Below are 16,154 nucleotides of genomic sequence, written 5' to 3'. Positions count from 1 at the left end.
CCATGACCACGACCTCCCGCAACCGCGTCCTCAGCGCCGAAGAACTCGAACGCTTCGGCACCGAACTCGACGCCGTGCGCGCGCGCACCGCCGCCCAGCTCGGCCAGCGCGACGCCGACTACATCCGCGCCATCGTCGCATCGGTGCGCTACACCGGCTTCGCCGGACGCGCCCTGCTGATGCTCGGCGCGATCGCCGGCGCCTTCCTGCCCGGCGTGCTGGTACCGGCCTGGATCGGCGGCACGCTGCTGCTGGCGCTGTCCAAGATCCTGGAGAACATGGAACTCGGCCACAACGTCATGCATGGCCAGTACGACTGGATGCGCGACCCGCACCTGGACGGCAAGACCTACGAATGGGACATCGCCGGCACCAGCGACAACTGGCGCAAGACCCACAACTACCAGCACCACACCTGGACCAACGTGCGCGGCATGGACGACGACATCGGCTACGGCCTGCTGCGCCTGTTCCCGGAGCAGCGCTGGAAGCCGTATTACCTGTTCCAGCTCCTGGTCGCGGTGATCTTCGCCCTGCTGTTCGAATGGGGCGTGGCGATCCAGGACCTGCGCCTGGGTCGCTGGTGGATCGGCAAGACCACTACCGCGCAGCTGCGCAAGCATTTCCGTCCGGTCGGCCGCAAGATGGCGCGCCAGGTGCTCAAGGACTACGTGTTCTTCCCGCTGCTGGCCGGCCCGTTCTTCCTGCCGGTGCTGTTGGGCAACATCGTGGCGAACGTGCTGCGTAACCTGTGGACCTACACCGTGATCTTCTGCGGCCATTTCACCGCCGACGCCGAAACCTTCTCCAAGGAATCGGTGGCCGGCGAATCGCGCGGGCATTGGTATCTGCGCCAGCTGCGCGGCTCGTCCAACCTCAGCGGCGGCAAGCTGATGGATCTGATGACCGGCAACCTCAGCCACCAGATCGAACACCACTTCTTCCCCGACATCCCCGCCCACCGCTACGCCGCGATGGCGGTCGACGTGCGCGACATCTGCGCGCGCTACGGTCAGCACTACAACACCGGTTCGCTGCCGCGTCAGTTCGGCCAGGTGATCTGGCGCATCCTGCGTCACGCCCTGCCCAGCCGTCCGCCCGCGAAGAAGACGCGACGGCTGGCGCGCGCGCAGGCCTGAGCCGTCGCTGCGATCGGACACGTCTGAACGACTGAACGACGCATACCGGCGCTGCGGCCACAGCCTTTCGGGCGCCGCGCGGCGCGCTCGCGCACAGCGCGAAAGCGCCTAGCACGACGCGCACAGACCACGATGACGCCGCTTTCACAAACCCATACGGTTACGCGACGCGAACCGCGCGAGACCCGTTACGTTCATACACGCCTAGGCACCTTGTCGTCGGTCGCCACGACAGCGCGAGGGGTGCATGGACCTGGACTATCGGGAAGTCGGTACGGACAAGAGCTGGCGTTTGGACGTTCACTACAACGGCGTTGCGATCGGAACGATCCGCAAAAGCGCCGATGGCCTGCGCCACGAGTACTACCACGGCGTCGGCAACGATTTCGCCTACGCCTATAGCAAAACCGATCTCGATGATCTCAAAAGCTTGCTGGCGGTGCGCCTGGCGCGCACAGCGTTGATCACGTCGGGCTTGATGATCTAGGTCCGCAGGCGCGAACGCCGCGGGTACGACCGCGGCATCGCCACCGTTCTCATTCCTGATCGAGGCGCCCGTCCGTTGCCACGCGCGGCAGCGGACGGACGTGCAGGCTGCGATAGCGGCAGACGTCGATGTCGCGATAGATCGCGGCGCGGCCGTCGCGGAACACCATGCGGAAATCATAGACGCAGTTCCCGCCGTCGACTTCGAGCGTGGTCGAGGCGCCGCCGCCGCGCAGGGGCTCGCCGATCGGCAATTCCCGGAACGTCTCTCCTCCCGCCGGCGCGATCGCGAGCGAGACCAGACTGTCGCGTGCGCGATTGATCAATTCCAGGTAACGCGTATGCGGCTGGACGTTGGCCTGGGCCGCGACCTGGGTGGCGGCGCCGACGGCGATGACGAGAACGACGAAGCTGAGCGGACGCATACGAGGACCTCCGGGCGGGATGGACGGCGCCGGCGGTCCACGCATGGCGAAAGCCACCGGCGCGCCCATCAGGCCGCCCGCCCGGCACGCGCGAAAGCGATCCGGGACGAATCGTCGTGGCGCGCTGGCGAATCGTAGGCGGCCGCCGCCGCGCTTTTCAGCGGCCCCGCGCTGCGCCTAGGATGCGGACATCCCTTCCCGGCCGTACCCGATGACGATCCGCCTCGGCAGCACCGAAATCGCCCTGTCGCGCTACCTCGCCCTGTGGTCGGCGGTGGTGCTGGCGTTCGCGCTGCAGGGCTTCGTGCACGACGCGCACAACGGCAATACCTGGTCGCTGTTCGACTACCTGCGCTGGTCGATGATCCAGTGGTACACCTGGGCGGCGCTCGCGCCGCTGGTGTTCCGACTGGCCGAACGCCACCCGATCCAGCCGCCGTTGCGCCTGCGCTCTCTGGGCATGCAACTGCCCGCCAGCGTCGGCGTGACTCTGCTGGCGCTGGTGATTGGCGCACTGGTGTCGAGCGTTACCGAATCGAGTTCGTTCGCCGATCAGTTCGGTCAGTTCTTCGCCAAACACGCCGCCACCGGCCTGCTCACCTACTGGGCCCTGCTCGCGATCCAGCAAGCCCTGCACTTCCGCGCCGAGCAGGCGCGCCGCGAACTCGAGGCTGGCCGGCTGGCGACCGAGCTGGCGCAATCGCGTCTGCAGGTGCTGAAGACCCAGTTGCAGCCGCACTTCCTGTTCAACACCCTGCACGCGATCGTCACCCTGCTCGACGAGGACACCCTGACGGCCGAGGACATGCTGCTGCGCCTGAGCGAGCTGCTGCGCGCCTTCCTGGAAGACTACGACGGCCAGGAGATCAGCCTGCGCCGCGAACTGGCCCTGCTCGACCTCTACCTCGGCATCCAGCGCATGCGCTTCAAGGACCGGCTGAGCACGCAGATCTACGTCGCCCCCGACACCCTGGACTGCGCGGTCCCGAGCCTGTTGCTGCAACCCATCGTCGAGAACGCGATCCGCCACGGCATCGGCCGGCGGGTGGGCGACGACTGCGTCGAGATCGAGAGCCGGCGCGAAGACGGCCAGCTGTGCATCGACGTACGCAACCGCAACAGCACGCTGGAGGAAGGCGGCGACCCGCTCGGTCACGGCATCGGCCTGTCCAACACGCGACTGCGGCTCAAGGAGCTGTACGGCGACGCCGCGCAGATCCGCCTCGACATGATCTACCCGAGCGGGGTGGCCTGCCGCATCCGCCTGCCGTTCCGCGAGATCGAGGAAACCGACGACATACCGGAGCACGTGCCCGCATGAGCATCTCGGCCCTGGTCGTCGACGACGAGCCGATCGCGCGCCGCGCGATCGTGCGCCTGTTGCGCGAGGATCCGGAGATAGAACTGCTGGGAGAATGCGGCGACGGCGCCTCGGCGGTGATCGCGCTGCGCAGCCAACGGCCGGACCTGGTGTTCCTGGACATCCAGATGCCGGCGATGAACGGGCTGGACGTGATCGCCAGCATCGGTACCGAGCACATGCCGGCGACGATCTTCGTCACCGCCTACGAGCAATACGCGGTGCGCGCCTTCGAGGCCAATGCGGTCGACTATCTGGTCAAGCCGTTCAGTCGCGAACGTTTCGCCACCACCCTGCAGCGCGCCAAGGCGCGCCTGTCCAGCGCCGGCGCCGATGCGCGTTCGGCGGCGCAGATCCTGCAGGCGCTGGATGCCCTGCGCAAACGCGACGACTACCTCGAGCGCATCCCGGTGCGTGTCGACGAGCACGTGGTCTTCGTCGCCGTCGACGATATCGTCTGGATCAAGGCCAGCCGCAACAACGTGCAGATCCACCTCGCCGACCGCGTCCACGAACTGCGCGAGACCATGGCCACGCTCGCCGCGCGCCTGGACCCGCGCCGCTTCGCCCGCGTCCACCGCTCGGCGATCGTCAACGTCCGCCGGGTCAAGGCCATCCATCCGTGGTTCAACGGCCACCACGTCGTCACCATGGACACCGGCCAGCAGCTGCGCATGAGCCGCTATCAGCACGAGACTTTCCTGCGCCTGGCGACGACGCGCCAGGAATGATCCGGCGCAAGCCGGATCGCCGGCCTAGACCGATTCGCGCCTGCTGGGGCTGCGATCCGGCGTACGCGTCCCGGACTTGTCGCAGAAATGGATCTCGTCGTGCGCGAACTTGACGATGTGCCCGCGCGGGAAACCCTGCACGCGTTCGGTCGGGTCTTCGAAGCCCTCGACGGCGCCCATGTAGCTCTGCCCATGGGCGGCGGTGCGCACCCGGACGATCAGCTGGTGAGCAAGCTCGTCGCCGGCGTCGACGCGCAGTATCACTTGGTCTCCCGCCTCGACTGTCGGCGTGAGCTTGTCCTGATGCGACGATCCGTAGCCGGCGAATGCGAATGCGAACTCGCCGTCGTTCTTCTGGAACATGGCTACCCCCTGTGTGCGGCGAAACGAAGGAATCGGCTGGAAAGATTGGAGCGAACCATGCCCGGCAACGGCGGGGGCCGGCCTTTCGTTCTCCGCCGATTCGATGGCGGGACTGGAATAGCGGTCGGCCTCGCCGGCAGACGCAACTGCATGGCGGACGACGCGATGACGCTTGAGCGGATTCATGAGATCGTCTCGCTACGAGCGGACAAGATCCCGTGGCACATGGTGTGCCGCAGCCCTTGAAGGCAGTTTCAAGCTACCACCAAGCGTCTTACACCGTCGAACTTTCGGACCGACGGTAAAGCTCGCCCGATCGCCAGATGCGACCGTTCCGGTGCGCAACGATGCACCCATATCGTCGCGATATCGCCGTCCAGAGCACCGATAAATGGAACGTCCATGCATGCAAGCCGGGAGGGGCTACGACGCGAGGTCGTAACGGCCACTCAGCCGTGCAGCATGCCATCCCTTTTTGCTCTGAGCCTTGCGTCTCCTGCAACCGCAGGAGGCTACCGTCGCGCTCGATCCTGCATTACTCGCGGATCGCATCGGTCATCGCGGCCGATATCGGATCGAGCGACGTCATCGTCCACGGTATCGACCAGATCCATGTTCCGAACCAGCGGTCATGTGCATGGCTGGACGCGGACGGCAGCGCTCGCAACTTGCCGTTCGCCGTGCATGAGCGCGGCGGGAGCCAGCGCGTGCATGAAGCCGCGATGGAGCCCCGCAATCGGGAATCGCGTCGTGGTGCCCGGAGCCGGACTCGAACCGGCATGGCCTTGCGGCCGGCGGATTTTAAGTCCGGGCCAGGGTCCTTGCTGGATAAGGGTTTCAGCGCCTGTGCCGCTCCGCAAACGGTCACCCCGTGACCTCGTGAGAGCCTTACGCAGCAAGGGGGTGTGGTCGATTGCGGAGCGGGTGCGCCATGTCCTGATAGTGGGCGGCCGCGATCATTGCTTCGGCTCCCTGGCCCGTTCCGCGTCGACCTCGCGGAGAGCCGCGGCGAATCCCTCGTCGCTCTCCGCGGCCATGGCGGCCAGCCTGCCGCGCTGCTGGATGGGCCAGTCAACGGCATCCAAGGCAAGATTCACGAGCCTGTAGCGGATGGCCCGCTGCTCGTCGTTCAACTGCCCCCGGAAGGCTTCGAACACGCCGGCCTCGCCCGAGAGCACACGGGCTCGCGGCAACCCCGGCGCGCCGACCTCTGGCCGGACGACATGGCCTGCGCTGATGAGCAAATGAGCAGTGTCCCGGCGACCTACGCGCCGTCCCTCCATCAGATCGCCGGCACGCGTCATGAGCGCATCGCCCAGAGCACCGAGGGTCAAGTAGCGGTATGGATTGGGTGGGTCGGGGCGGGCCATGGCGCCAGGATAGCGCCGGCCGTCTCAGGGACTGCGACCGTTCGGCCGATGGTGGACTTGCTCAGGGTCCGCGCGGTTGAGCGGCCTAGGGCCCGCGCTCGGCAGGGATAGAGTCGCCTAGGCGGCTGGTGGCCGCAGTCGGCGCATTGCGCGCCGAGGCGTAGGAAAAGTCTGATTCGGCCGTCAGCGGATCGGCACGCTTGCGGCGCCGTCGGGGAGGCCCGGCTCTTGCGGCCAGGTGACGGTATCGGGGAAGCCAGGGGCATTCGGCAGGTCCCGCAGTGCCTGGCGGTACGTGGCCCACTGGGTGCGCTGCGCGACGGTGATCGGCGCATCCGTGACCTGGGTCCAGTCCGAGTTGCGCAGGATGCGGTTGCGGCGGGCGCGCAGGAATCCGCCCCTCGCAACACGCTGGACGAGCGGCGGCAGCGCCAGCACGACGGTTTCGCCCGCCTGTGCGTCCTCTGGGCGCGAGATCGCGCGGTAGCCGGTGGCGGTGATCGCGTACATGGTCAGCGCTCGTAGTGGTAGCCGGTGGCGTCGATGTAGGTGCCGAGCGGCGACGGCACCGCGAGGAATGCGTAGGTCATCTCCTGCGAGGTATTGACCGGGTGGGTCAGGAAGACCTGGTCGCCGGGGTTGAACGTAAACATGCTCGCCGAACCGTCGCTGGTGCCTGTCTGCAGGCCAGCGGCCGACGACAGGTTGAACACGCGCAGCAGGACCGCGCGGGCGGTGACTGGTGCGATCGCTGCGGCGCTGACCGCGGTGGTCGTGGTCGCCGTGCCGTTCGCGACCAGGCGGAACGGCGCGGCGTCGAGCTGCTCGCGGTAGAGGACGAGGTCGCCGACTTGGAGGAAGTTGAAGATGTTCCCAGCCCCATCGGTGCGCAGGCTGCCCAGGTAGCGACGGGAGGTGTCGCCTGTCTTGCTGCGGGCGGTGCCGTCGTAGGGCGCGGCCGGCGCCGTGGTCGAGAACTCCAGCGTCGGGGTACCGGAGCTGAGGTACAGGTAGACGTGGTGCCAGGTGGTCGCGGCCAGCGCCAGGCCGGACGCGACCAGCGCACTCGGGACTTCGATCACCCTCCCTTCACCCTCGAGGTAGGCGGCGCCGGACGCCACGGTGACGCCGGTGGTGCTGTCCCAGGCCACGCCCAGCCCGAGGATCTGCCCCTTCGGCGCGACCAGGTCATCGAGCTTGTCGACCTGCGCGTTCGTCAGGTGGTTGTACTCGCCGGCGGTGCCGCCCTGGAGCCCGGTCGTGCTGTTGTGCGTGATGGCCGCGCTGCTGACGGCCGTCTGCCCGGCGGCAGTGAGCCGGCCCTTACCGTCGACGGTGAACGTCGCGATCTGGCTGGCGCTGCCGTAGCTGCCGGCGGCGACCGCGGTGTTCGTCAGGTCGGCAGTGAGCGAAGGCGTGGCGTCGACGTAGGCCAGGGTGACGTTCGCCGAGTTCGCGGCCATGGCGCCAGTGGCGTCCTGCGCGCGCTCGGTCGTGAAGTACAGGTTGCCGGCGCCCTCGGCGAGGTCGTCGGTCGTCGCGACCGACGTGCCGGTCTTGCGGCCCTTCGCGTCGAACTGCGTGCGCTGCAGCGTGCCGCCGCCGGCGTCGGCGACGTCGGCCAGGCCGAACGTGCTCACGCCATCGCCGCCGACCGCCTTGGTCAGCTGGCCGGCCGCGACCGCGACCGCGTCCGCGATCGGGAACCAGCCCTTCGCGCCGGCGCCGTTGGTGCCGTAGGCCGTCGTGTTGCCGGGCGCGGCCGCGTCGTTCTGGAGGCGCAGCTGCACCACCCCTCCGGCCAGGGTGCCGATCGAGACGATCGAGACGATGCCTTGTACCTGGGTGGTGGTCGGCAGGAAGGTGCCGCCCCCACCGGTGCTGCCGTCGACCAGTTCGCGCACGACGCGGTCGAGCGACGACAGCCACAGGTAGAACGGCGCGGTAGCTTGGTCGCCCTGGCCGACGAAGGCCTGGCCCTGCTTCGGGATCGGCGACAGAGCCATGCGTTACGGCGCCGGACCGATCGCGAACCAGGTGAACGGGATGGGGTTGGTGATGTTGCCCCACTCGTTGAAGTCGGCGCAGGCGGTCGCGCCGGTGGTCGTCCGGTTGGTCACCGAGAACGCGGGGATGCCGCCGGCAGCAGCGACGCCGGAGCCGCCGTTGTAGGACATGGCGACGTGGTAGGGCGCGCCGCCGAAGGCCGTCGGGAAGTTGAAGGCCTTGTTGGTGACGTAGGTGCCAGACGCCGGCATGGAATCGGTGCCGTACTGCAACAGCACGTTACCGAGCTGGATGCGGCCGGTGCCGGGCGTGACGCCGCTCGCCGGCAGGTCCTGCCAAATGAACACGCTGCCGTCGGTGCCGAGGACCTTGCCGTTCGAACCGGTCGGGTCCGGAACCTGGTTGATCAGCTGCCAGATCAGGTTCGCGCCGTCGTTGGTCAGGAACGCGCTGGCGATCAGGGCCGGGATCGCCGCGCCCGTGCTTGCGGCCGGGTCGTCGACGTCGTCGACCTCCTTTACGAGCGCACCGTTCACGTCATAGAGCCGCACGCGATAACTGCCCGACCCCCAGCTGTCGGCCGTCTGTCGCCCGGCCGAGTCGAGTTGGACGGTCGACCCGTTGTCGATGGTGAGATCCTTGTCGGCATACACCGATTTGGGGTCGGTGGTGCCAGCCAGGTAGAACTCCAGACGGCCGCCAGCGGCGACGCGACCGAGTTGGTCCAGGTTGGCGACGAGCGGATCCGTGACCCTGTAGGCCATCTGTTAACCTCCAAAAGCGAAGCCCCGCGACGGGGCGCGGGGCTTGAAATGGACGACCCGAAGATTTGGGCCATGGCGTTGACGCCGATCCTTGGACCGGCGATCTGGTGGCTGTTGCTGTTCCCCGGAAAACGCGCGTACCGCCTACTTTGGCGGCGCCTTCCGGACGGGCGGCTTCGGCGGCTCCTGCTTACCGACCTGCGATCCTCGAGCAACGGCGGGCAGCAGTACCGGAGCCGTGCGAGCCAGGCGCGCGAGCCCCTGCAGCGGCTGACCCGCGCCCGATAGCAGGTAGTTCGCGAACTGCGGGCTGTTCAAGCCGCGGCCCGCGGCGGCAGCAAAAGGCAATGCGGCGATCGCGGCCGGCGCGCCGCCCAACGGGACAGCGCCGCCGGTCATCAAGCCACCGGTGAACACTCGACCCGCAGTGCCGGAATCCGGAATCGGGTCTTTGAGCAGGACTTGGCCGATCTGGGCCAGCTCGCGCATTTCCTTGGTCGCCTTCGGGCCGCGCTGGTTGACTGCAGCCCAAACGCTGGACGGCTTGACATCGCCGCCTGCGCCGGCCACCTGGCGCAGTAGCTTTTCCGCGACCTTGAAGTTGTTGTACTGCTGGTCCAGCGCTGCGAGTGCGCGCGCCTTAACAGGGCTGAGCGATTCTGCCGCGTCGCCCATCAATTCGCGGCGCAGCTCCGCCACGTAGCGCCCGACGTCCGTACCAGGCTTGACGCCGCCGAGCGTCGAACGCAACGACTGATACTTGCGGCCCGACATCGCACCGTCGCCGAGGTCGTCGAGGATGCGATCCAGCTGGTTCGAGACGATTTTCGCCTCGTCAGCGGTCAGGTTCTTGGCCGCGTCGGCCTCAATTGCCGCCATGCGCCGCAGAGTATCGGGACGGGCCACGACCTCGACGTCGTCGAAGATCTTGCCATAGCCATCGTTGAAGCGGTTCTTGGCGCCGGCGATCACGTCGTCACCCAGGCTGTCCGCGTCCATGCCGAAGGTGCGTGCGATCGCGCGGTTAAACGCCGCCTGCTGGTTCTTTGCGGCCTTGCCGGCGCCCGAGAACGGCACGTACTTCGCGAACGAAGCTGCGGTCTTCGCCGGAATCGAGTCCAGCAGCTGAGACAGGTGCAGCGGGATGCCGGCGGCCTGCGCGCGTTCGGCCAGCTGACGCTTAAGCGGGTCGATCGCATCGCGCGCACCACGCGCAAGGCGACCGAGCGAGCTACCGACGACCTGACCGCCAGCACCAGCGGCTGCGCCGATCGCCGCATTGCCGGCGCGGCTTTCGCCGGTCGCGACCGGCTGCGCCGCGGAGAACGCTCCGCCGCGGGCCGCGGCCTGGCCCAGCACCGCCAGTCGGCTACCGGCACCGAAGGCTCGCCCCACGCCGGCTCCAGGAATGGCAGCCTGCGCGACTTGCCCGGCAATGTTGCCGCCGATGCCGGCGCCGGTCTGCATCAGCGGTCGATCGATCCGCGAGGCTTCGTCGATGCCCTGCTGCTGAGCCGCGCCACTGGCGGCGATCGGCTGCAGGATCTGGTCCCGCGCGAAACCCGCAGCTGCAGGCAGACCGGCACGATCCAGAAGCTGCGCGCCGGCGGCGACCTGGCTGCCCGCGCTGTTGGTCGTGAGCTGGCGCACGCCGCGGAGGGTGTCGACGAAGGCCTTGGCAAAGCCGGCGCGGCCGCGGTCGACCTGGGAGGTGCTGTCGATGGCGCTGTACTGGTTCGGATCGATGCCGGCGGCTGCGTACCGCTGCTCCATCGTCATGCCGGAGCGATCGCGGCGCAGCGGCTCCGTCGAGTCCATCGTGGAGCGGACATCGATTCCGCTGAAATCGGCTACGACTGGCTCTCCGTCCCAGTCGTTGATGGGTTGTTCGAGTTCGAAGCCTGGCGGCAGGGGGGGCGCTGATCCGGCGCCGGCATACAGCTTCGCCTGCTGCTCGTGAAGGCTCTGCGCGTACGCAGTAGCGGCATCAGGCGTGGAGAACTTGCCGAGATGACGACCGGTCCGCCGGTACACGTCGACCGCTTCGTCTTCGGACAGAATCCGGCCGTCGTCGCTGACCGTCGGAATCAACACCTCTTCGCCGTCGAAATTCGCGGACATCGACCGTACGGTCGAAATGGTGCCGTCCTGATTGCGCACGACAGGTCGGCGGCCAAGATCGATGTTTCCCGGCGCCAACTGGCCAGACGGCGCCTGACGCTGCGACGCGGAATCGAGCACGAATCCAGGCGGAAGCGGAGGTGTGCTCATCGGACGGGCACCCATTGGCCGTTGCGCAGCTCGATGACCTCTCCGGTCTGAGGATTGCGCGCGCGTGCCGCGGCGGACTGTTGAGCCTGCTGAGCTTGCGGTGCTGCCTGGTTCGGCTGTGCGCCAGGAGCGGCGCGACCGGCGCGCTGGCGGAGCGCGGCGATGTAGACCGGGATTGCGGCCAGCTTCTGCTGCTTCACCGCATCCGAGTCGCCGCGCTGGGGGGTCAGCTCGCGCACCTTCTGCGTCGCCTCGTCGCGCGTGATGCCGGCGCCCGTGGCTGCGCGCAGCAAAGCCTCGGAAAGCGATGACGCGGCCTGCACATATCGCTGGCGCGAGTCGCTGCGCGAGCGGTTGGCGACCTCGTCCCAGGGTACGTAGCTCTCGATGAAGCCAGGATCGTCGGCGGATTCGTCGGATTGCAGGATGGTCGCCATGTTCCGGTAGGAGTTCTCGGCCTGGGCCAGCCACGCGGCCGCCTTGCGCTCGTCCTCGCTGGCCGCGGCACCGGCCGGCTTCGGACCGCCCGGGATAGGCTCAAGCGTGCCGTCCGGCTTGAATCGGAATCCGGCAGGGGCGTTGCCGAGAGACCGCTGATAAGCGGCCAGTCGCGCAGCCTCAGCGGCACGCTGTTCGGCGCTGTTTGCTCGCTGGTTGGCCTCCTCGGCCAGCAGTAGACGTTGCTGCTCAGCCGGTGCAATCGCCGGGCGAGCAGCGGCAGATCCGGTTCCAAGTGCAGGCACCATGGAAGGCGCCGTGGAGCCTCCGACGGGCATGTCGAACGCTTCGCCACGCGCGGACGCCTGCATGGCGCGCTGAGCGATCGCCTGCTCCTCCGGCGGGATCTGCGACCCATCGTCGGTGACATATCGTACGTTCTGCATACCCGGCTGCGCCTGCGGCATTGCCCCAGCGTCCACCGCCGGGCGAATCGTGCCCGTGCGAGGATCGAAGGCGCCCGGGGCAATGCCCGGCTGATCGCGGAGCTGTAGGCGATTCTCAGCAGCTCCGAGGACGCGCTGCGTTCCATCGCGCATGATCGCGACGCGCTCGCCGGCCTGGTTGATGTACGTCGACTGCACGTTGCCGGCGCTATCGGGGGACCAAGCCGACACGAGCTGCTCAGCGAGCTGACCGACCTCGGGCGTGTAGTTCTCGGGAGTCGCTCCGAGGCCCAGCCGCTGGAGTTCGGGCCGCAATCGCTGGTAGACGCCTTCGCGATAGTCTTCCGGCGCGCCCGTCAACAGCTTCGCCATATTGACGAGCTGCTTATTGCGGCGGTCGTCGTCGGACTCGAGCGCGCGGCCGAGCGCCATGCCGGAGTTCGCATCGGTCGCGATCGCGTCCTGCAGCACCTGGCGGCGCTGCTCCGGCGCGGCGCCGTAGGCCTGACTCGCGAGGCGATTGAGCCGGCTTTCCTTGCCCATCGCGCGGCCGCGGTCGGCCTGCTGCTGCATGTGTTCCAGTCCCGCCAGGAGGTTCGTCGCCACGTCAGCCGCCCCTATTCGCTTGCCACTGATTGAGCCCGCTGCTCAGCAGGCCGCCGAGCCCGAAGGCCAGCTGGGAATTGGTGTCGGCGCGGTTCTGGAAGGACGACGCACGCGCCTGTCCGGTGTTCTGGAGCAGGTTGCCGATGTTCGTAGCGCTGGTCTGGCCGAACGACCCCAGTTGCGTTGCCGTGCCCTGCCCGGTGTTCGAGAGACCGGCGAGCTTCGAGTAGTACTTGTCGCCGTACTGGCTCGCGAGGCCCTGCCCGAGCGCGATGCGGTCAGCGTCGGCGCCGCCGGAGTAGAGCGCGCCGCGCGCCGCGGCCCCCCGGTCGAGTCCCTTGAAGCCCTGGTCGACGGCAAACCTATAGTCCGCCGAGTTCTCGAAGCCGCTGGAGTCGCCATTGAGGTAGCGCTGCTGCATGTCCAGCGCATTCGTGCCGGCGTTGAGCCAGGGCTGCATGTCGCCCCGGGTGATGTCGAATTGCCGGCGCTGCTCGCCGATCGCGGCGTTGTTGGCGTCGCGGGTCGCGTTGGCAGCGCCCTGCGCGCCCTTCTTCGCCTGGTTCGCGGCATAGACGGTCGTGCCTGCGGCGATGACGGCTCCGGTGACTACGGCCATGGTCAGAGCACCTTCGTGTAGGAAGTTTCGGAGTGGGCATAGCCGAGGCGCTCGTAGAGCGCGGCGGCCTGCGGAGGGCTGGTGGACAGATGGACCATCTGCGCGGCGTGGCAGCCGGCGGCGCGGCATGCGGGCTCCACGGCGGCGAGCAGTGCCTTGCCGGCGCCGGCGCCCTGGGCGTCCGGATTGACCCACCACATGACCTCGTAGGCCGCGCAGCGGTCGCGGTTGAACATGAAGGGGGCGACGAACAGCCCGACCATGCCGATGACCTCGCCGGCGTCGTTTTCGGCGAGCAGCACGATCCCGCGGTCGATCAGCGTGTGTGCCAGCTCGGCAACGGTCTCAGGACAGAACGCCGCGAAGGTCCGGTAGGTCGTCGTGGCGTAGAACCGTTCGCTCATGGCGACGATGGCCGGAATGTCGGCCGTGGTGGCGTTGCGGATGGGCATGCGAACCTCAGGAGAAGAACGCGACGGCGATCAGTCGGCCGTCGGCATAGCCGTCGCCGAACGCGGCGAAGGGATAACGGGAGTGGAAAAGCGCGGACTCGTAGATGAGCGCGCGGTTGAACTTGACCGGGACCAGTTCCTCGCGGTCCCACTTCGACTCGTCGTCCCAGTCGCCTCGGATCTGCTCGAACAGGTCGACGTCGCCGGGCTCGATGCGGTGCGCGCCGGAAGCGCGGTGGCGCCAGAAGGCCGTTCCGCCCTCGCCTTCGCACAGGAACAGCACGAGCGCGTGCGTGCCCCACCCCATGTCGGAGTGGATCGCCGCATTCGGCAGCTCGCCGGCGAAGTTCAGCCGGAAGCCCATGCCGTGCATGGCCACCGAGCGACCCATCGCGACCTCAACGCGGTCCTGCAGCCCGGGAATTTCGGTCAGGCAGACGCGGCGGTAAACCTCGCCATCCGGGCCGGGCCAATCTACGAAAGGCGCCGCCAAGCCGGCCGCGCGCACCGCGCCGCCGTCGGGCATGAAATCGTCGACGACCAAAATGCTGCGCTCGCTCATGCCTGGCAGACCTCGGGCATCCACGAGGCGGCGATCAGGTCGCGTTTAGCGGGGCTGGCCACTTCGATATCCCAGACCCGCTGCATCGTCTGGCCCAGGCGGCGCATTTCGACCTGCTGGCGGTACGCGCCGGCGGCGCCGATCGACAGCACGCGAGCGTCGCTGAAGTTGTGGCCGCCGTCGTCGCTGTAGCGGACGCTGCAGAAGTGATCGGCGTTGCCGACTCCGCTGCGCCCGACGTCGAACACCAGCTTGGCCGCGGCAACGACGATCCGATTGCCTTCGGCGTGCGCGACCGCAGTCCGGCGGCGGGACACGAGCGGCGCGCCGTCTTCGCTCATCACCTCCCAGTCGAGGCGGTAGATCTTGCCGTTCGAGTAGTCGCCGCCGTACCAGTCGCCGTTCCAGCGGGTCAGCGTGTTGAGCCGCCAGCGCGCCAGGCCGTAACTCTCCCAGCGGGTCCATTCGCCCGACGAGACGTCGTAGCCGAAGGTCTGGCCGTCCTGGAAGGTCAGGAGGAAGACCTTGTGGCTGCGGTCCTCCCAGACCGTGGCGAAGGCCTTGGCGAAATCGAGCTTCGCAATAACCTGCTCGATTGGGTCCGTGCTGATCCGCACCGGCTGGTAGCCGTTGAGGCGGTACACGATCCCGTCGTGGCCTAGCCAGAAGGCGCTGTTGTCGAGTCGGCCGACCGCGAACGGAGCCGCGCACCCGACCTCCATTTCGGTGCCGTCGATGCGCTGGAACGTGCCTGTGGTGGCCCCGGTGTTGCGGAAGAACTCTCCCGTGCGCTGGCCCAGCACCAGCACCTCGCGGTGCGACACGATCAGCGTGACGATCTTGTCCGGCTGCGACTCGGCTTCGGACCGGTCCAGGGTGTTGTAAGAGCCGCCGGCGGCCAGGTCAGACCAGCCCCAGAAGCGGCCCTGCGGCTCCACGAAGACGATGTAGCCGTCGACGAAGCCAACCACGCGCGCGCCAGGGAAGCCGCTGTCGGTGATCTTGCCGAAGGTGTTCGTCGCGGTGTTGTAGAGGTAGCCAGCGTCGCCGTTGGCGAACACGACCTCGTTCCCGCCGGTGATCTGGTTGTGCGCGATCGAGACCCGCGCCACCCCGGGAAGCGTGCCGACCTCGGTTGCCGTCGCATCGAGATTGATCCGGTAGACCTTGTTCCCGACGACCGAGAAGAACTTGCCCTCGGCGTCGTGCGCGCCGCGAACCGGCGCGGCCTGAGGCGTGACGACATGCACCAGCCCCGGCCGGCCGCGGAGCATCCAATCCGCGCGCGCCCCAGGCCGTTCAGCTCGCACCGGAAGCCAGTTAACCGTGTCCTGGCACGCGAACGGCCTGGCGTCGTCGGTGAACGCGCCGCCGACGACGGGAATGGGCTGCCAGGTCATCAGTAGTACTCGGACTTGACCGTGCCGCCGACGTACGGCGCGGCGCGCAGACGGCGCAGGCGCCGCATTCCGCGCTCAGTTCCGGCATCGATCTGGTCCTGGCGCTGCGAAACGCCGAAATCGAGCACAAGCGGCTGCGCTGCAATGAACGACAGCGGGATCATGTAGGGCGACGGAAGCGCGTCGGTGTCGACGTCGAACGGGATCAGACCGTCCGTGTACAGCTCCTCGAGCACGTTCTGGATCGAGTCGTCGACGAGTTTGGCGTCCGCAGCCGTAGGCGCGACGTTCGGGTCATAGACGCCGAGGCGCCCCAGGACCTGATTGCGCAGCTCAGCCCTGGTGAACGTGGCCACGGCTCACCACGAAGCAGGGGTGATCCTGCAGTTTCGTCCAGACCGCCTCGCTGACCTCGACGTCGACACCGTTCGGGAAGCGGTATCCGCGGAAGGTCACCTCGTCGCGGTCGTCGACGTACGCGGCCAGGAATGCGGTCGGCGCGGGCTGACCGGCGGCCGGTACGACCGCGGCTTCCGGTTCCGGCGGCGTATCGGTGACGGCAGGCGTGCTGCTGTCGGTGTTCGCCGATTCCGGCGCGTTCTCGGCCGGCGTGGCGGTGGTCGTCGTAGCGGCCTCGGTGTTCGAGGTCTCCGCTTCGGACTTGGGCTTCTTGGACACGTTGATTGCTCCCAAAAGAAAGGGCGGGCAGCTCACG

At 67.9% G+C, this 16,154-nt stretch carries 19 protein-coding genes; 5 read left to right on the top strand and 14 right to left on the bottom strand.

Annotated elements, in window-relative coordinates; genetic code table 11:
- Window positions 1–2: 2 nt before the first annotated feature.
- Together ASD78_RS13690 and ASD78_RS13685 are read left to right on the top strand one after the other, a co-directional pair.
- Window positions 3–1,139 (top strand): acyl-CoA desaturase, encoded by a 1,137-nt coding sequence (locus ASD78_RS13690; RefSeq protein WP_056102338.1) that lies wholly within the window; start codon window positions 3–5, stop codon window positions 1,137–1,139.
- Window positions 1,140–1,386: 247 nt separating this feature from the next.
- Entirely contained in the window at window positions 1,387–1,626 is a 240-nt protein-coding gene (locus tag ASD78_RS13685) for a hypothetical protein (RefSeq protein WP_055906362.1), read from the top strand.
- A gap of 49 nt (window positions 1,627–1,675) precedes the next feature.
- Here ASD78_RS13685 and ASD78_RS13680 read toward each other — a convergent pair whose 3' ends face one another.
- Window positions 1,676–2,119: a hypothetical protein gene (locus ASD78_RS13680; protein ID WP_162250176.1), complete on the bottom strand. Its 444-nt coding sequence runs from the start codon at window positions 2,117–2,119 to the stop codon at window positions 1,676–1,678.
- A gap of 142 nt (window positions 2,120–2,261) precedes the next feature.
- Between ASD78_RS13680 and ASD78_RS13675 the strand changes: the two genes are divergently transcribed.
- Window positions 2,262–3,371, top strand: coding sequence for a histidine kinase (locus tag ASD78_RS13675; protein ID WP_056102331.1), 1,110 nt, complete (start codon window positions 2,262–2,264; stop codon window positions 3,369–3,371).
- Window positions 3,368–4,141 carry a LytTR family DNA-binding domain-containing protein gene (locus tag ASD78_RS13670; RefSeq protein ID WP_056102328.1) on the top strand — a complete coding sequence of 258 codons (774 nt, stop codon included), beginning with the start codon at window positions 3,368–3,370 and terminating at the stop codon, window positions 4,139–4,141. Before ASD78_RS13675 ends, ASD78_RS13670 begins: the two co-directional genes overlap by 4 nt.
- A gap of 24 nt (window positions 4,142–4,165) precedes the next feature.
- Here the strand turns inward: ASD78_RS13670 and ASD78_RS20790 are convergent, their stop codons facing one another.
- Window positions 4,166–4,690 (bottom strand): hypothetical protein, encoded by a 525-nt coding sequence (locus tag ASD78_RS20790; protein ID WP_156087759.1) that lies wholly within the window; start codon window positions 4,688–4,690, stop codon window positions 4,166–4,168.
- 269 nt (window positions 4,691–4,959) lie between these two features.
- Between ASD78_RS20790 and ASD78_RS20785 the strand changes: the two genes are divergently transcribed.
- A complete protein-coding gene (locus tag ASD78_RS20785) occupies window positions 4,960–5,379 on the top strand; it encodes a hypothetical protein (RefSeq protein ID WP_156087758.1) in 420 nt (139 codons plus the stop codon).
- Between the two features lie 81 nt (window positions 5,380–5,460).
- On the opposite strand, the gene ASD78_RS13655 is transcribed toward ASD78_RS20785, so the two are convergent.
- From ASD78_RS13655 to ASD78_RS13600, 12 genes are all read right to left on the bottom strand, one after another.
- On the bottom strand, window positions 5,461–5,874 hold the full coding sequence (locus tag ASD78_RS13655) for a hypothetical protein (RefSeq protein WP_156087757.1): 414 nt from the start codon (window positions 5,872–5,874) through the stop codon (window positions 5,461–5,463).
- Window positions 5,875–6,057: 183 nt separating this feature from the next.
- The gene (locus ASD78_RS13650) at window positions 6,058–6,384 is read right to left on the bottom strand and encodes a tail fiber assembly protein (RefSeq protein ID WP_056102321.1); all 327 of its coding nucleotides are present in this window, start codon (window positions 6,382–6,384) and stop codon (window positions 6,058–6,060) included.
- A 2-nt stretch (window positions 6,385–6,386) separates the two neighbouring features.
- Window positions 6,387–7,880 carry a hypothetical protein gene (locus ASD78_RS13645; RefSeq protein WP_056102318.1) on the bottom strand — a complete coding sequence of 498 codons (1,494 nt, stop codon included), beginning with the start codon at window positions 7,878–7,880 and terminating at the stop codon, window positions 6,387–6,389.
- A gap of 3 nt (window positions 7,881–7,883) precedes the next feature.
- A complete protein-coding gene (locus ASD78_RS13640; protein WP_056102315.1) occupies window positions 7,884–8,645 on the bottom strand; it encodes a hypothetical protein in 762 nt (253 codons plus the stop codon).
- A gap of 144 nt (window positions 8,646–8,789) precedes the next feature.
- Window positions 8,790–10,916: a hypothetical protein gene (locus ASD78_RS21240; protein WP_200944205.1), complete on the bottom strand. Its 2,127-nt coding sequence runs from the start codon at window positions 10,914–10,916 to the stop codon at window positions 8,790–8,792.
- Complete coding sequence (locus ASD78_RS13630) at window positions 10,913–12,406, bottom strand: hypothetical protein (RefSeq protein ID WP_056102309.1); 1,494 nt, start codon at window positions 12,404–12,406, stop codon at window positions 10,913–10,915. The genes ASD78_RS21240 and ASD78_RS13630 overlap by 4 nt, the downstream gene beginning before the upstream one ends.
- Before the next feature lies 1 nt (window position 12,407).
- Window positions 12,408–13,025, bottom strand: coding sequence for a hypothetical protein (locus ASD78_RS13625; protein WP_056102306.1), 618 nt, complete (start codon window positions 13,023–13,025; stop codon window positions 12,408–12,410).
- 2 nt (window positions 13,026–13,027) lie between these two features.
- Window positions 13,028–13,477, bottom strand: coding sequence for a GNAT family N-acetyltransferase (locus ASD78_RS13620; RefSeq protein ID WP_056102303.1), 450 nt, complete (start codon window positions 13,475–13,477; stop codon window positions 13,028–13,030).
- Between the two features lie 7 nt (window positions 13,478–13,484).
- Entirely contained in the window at window positions 13,485–14,039 is a 555-nt protein-coding gene (locus tag ASD78_RS13615) for a DUF6445 family protein (RefSeq protein WP_056102299.1), read from the bottom strand.
- Complete coding sequence (locus tag ASD78_RS13610) at window positions 14,036–15,439, bottom strand: packaged DNA stabilization protein (RefSeq protein WP_156087756.1); 1,404 nt, start codon at window positions 15,437–15,439, stop codon at window positions 14,036–14,038. The genes ASD78_RS13615 and ASD78_RS13610 overlap by 4 nt, the downstream gene beginning before the upstream one ends.
- Entirely contained in the window at window positions 15,439–15,795 is a 357-nt protein-coding gene (locus ASD78_RS13605; protein WP_056102293.1) for a hypothetical protein, read from the bottom strand. The genes ASD78_RS13610 and ASD78_RS13605 overlap by 1 nt, the downstream gene beginning before the upstream one ends.
- Entirely contained in the window at window positions 15,773–16,117 is a 345-nt protein-coding gene (locus tag ASD78_RS13600; protein WP_056102290.1) for a hypothetical protein, read from the bottom strand. Before ASD78_RS13600 ends, ASD78_RS13605 begins: the two co-directional genes overlap by 23 nt.
- Window positions 16,118–16,154 lie beyond the last annotated feature (37 nt).

It is taken from the genome of Lysobacter sp. Root667, assembly GCF_001427715.1.
Lineage (GTDB): Bacteria > Pseudomonadota > Gammaproteobacteria > Xanthomonadales > Xanthomonadaceae > Lysobacter.
Note: the sequence above shows the minus strand (reverse complement) of the source record. Positions and strands in the feature narration are given on the sequence as shown.

Excerpts from the sequence above, each read along its gene's own strand:
- ASD78_RS13620 (WP_056102303.1), bottom strand. The coding sequence starts at position 13,477 with ATGCCCATCCGCAACGCCACCACGGCCGACATTCCGGCCATCGTCGCC.
- ASD78_RS13655 (WP_156087757.1), bottom strand. The coding sequence starts at position 5,874 with ATGGCCCGCCCCGACCCACCCAATCCATACCGCTACTTGACCCTCGGT.
- ASD78_RS13640 (WP_056102315.1), bottom strand. The coding sequence starts at position 8,645 with ATGGCCTACAGGGTCACGGATCCGCTCGTCGCCAACCTGGACCAACTC.
- ASD78_RS13645 (WP_056102318.1), bottom strand. The coding sequence starts at position 7,880 with ATGGCTCTGTCGCCGATCCCGAAGCAGGGCCAGGCCTTCGTCGGCCAG.
- ASD78_RS13680 (WP_162250176.1), bottom strand. The coding sequence starts at position 2,119 with ATGGGCGCGCCGGTGGCTTTCGCCATGCGTGGACCGCCGGCGCCGTCC.
- ASD78_RS21240 (WP_200944205.1), bottom strand. The coding sequence starts at position 10,916 with ATGAGCACACCTCCGCTTCCGCCTGGATTCGTGCTCGATTCCGCGTCG.
- ASD78_RS13685 (WP_055906362.1), top strand. The coding sequence starts at position 1,387 with ATGGACCTGGACTATCGGGAAGTCGGTACGGACAAGAGCTGGCGTTTG.
- ASD78_RS13690 (WP_056102338.1), top strand. The coding sequence starts at position 3 with ATGACCACGACCTCCCGCAACCGCGTCCTCAGCGCCGAAGAACTCGAA.
- ASD78_RS13670 (WP_056102328.1), top strand. The coding sequence starts at position 3,368 with ATGAGCATCTCGGCCCTGGTCGTCGACGACGAGCCGATCGCGCGCCGC.
- ASD78_RS13650 (WP_056102321.1), bottom strand. The coding sequence starts at position 6,384 with ATGTACGCGATCACCGCCACCGGCTACCGCGCGATCTCGCGCCCAGAG.
- ASD78_RS20790 (WP_156087759.1), bottom strand. The coding sequence starts at position 4,690 with ATGAATCCGCTCAAGCGTCATCGCGTCGTCCGCCATGCAGTTGCGTCT.
- ASD78_RS13675 (WP_056102331.1), top strand. The coding sequence starts at position 2,262 with ATGACGATCCGCCTCGGCAGCACCGAAATCGCCCTGTCGCGCTACCTC.
- ASD78_RS13610 (WP_156087756.1), bottom strand. The coding sequence starts at position 15,439 with ATGACCTGGCAGCCCATTCCCGTCGTCGGCGGCGCGTTCACCGACGAC.
- ASD78_RS13615 (WP_056102299.1), bottom strand. The coding sequence starts at position 14,039 with ATGAGCGAGCGCAGCATTTTGGTCGTCGACGATTTCATGCCCGACGGC.
- ASD78_RS13625 (WP_056102306.1), bottom strand. The coding sequence starts at position 13,025 with ATGGCCGTAGTCACCGGAGCCGTCATCGCCGCAGGCACGACCGTCTAT.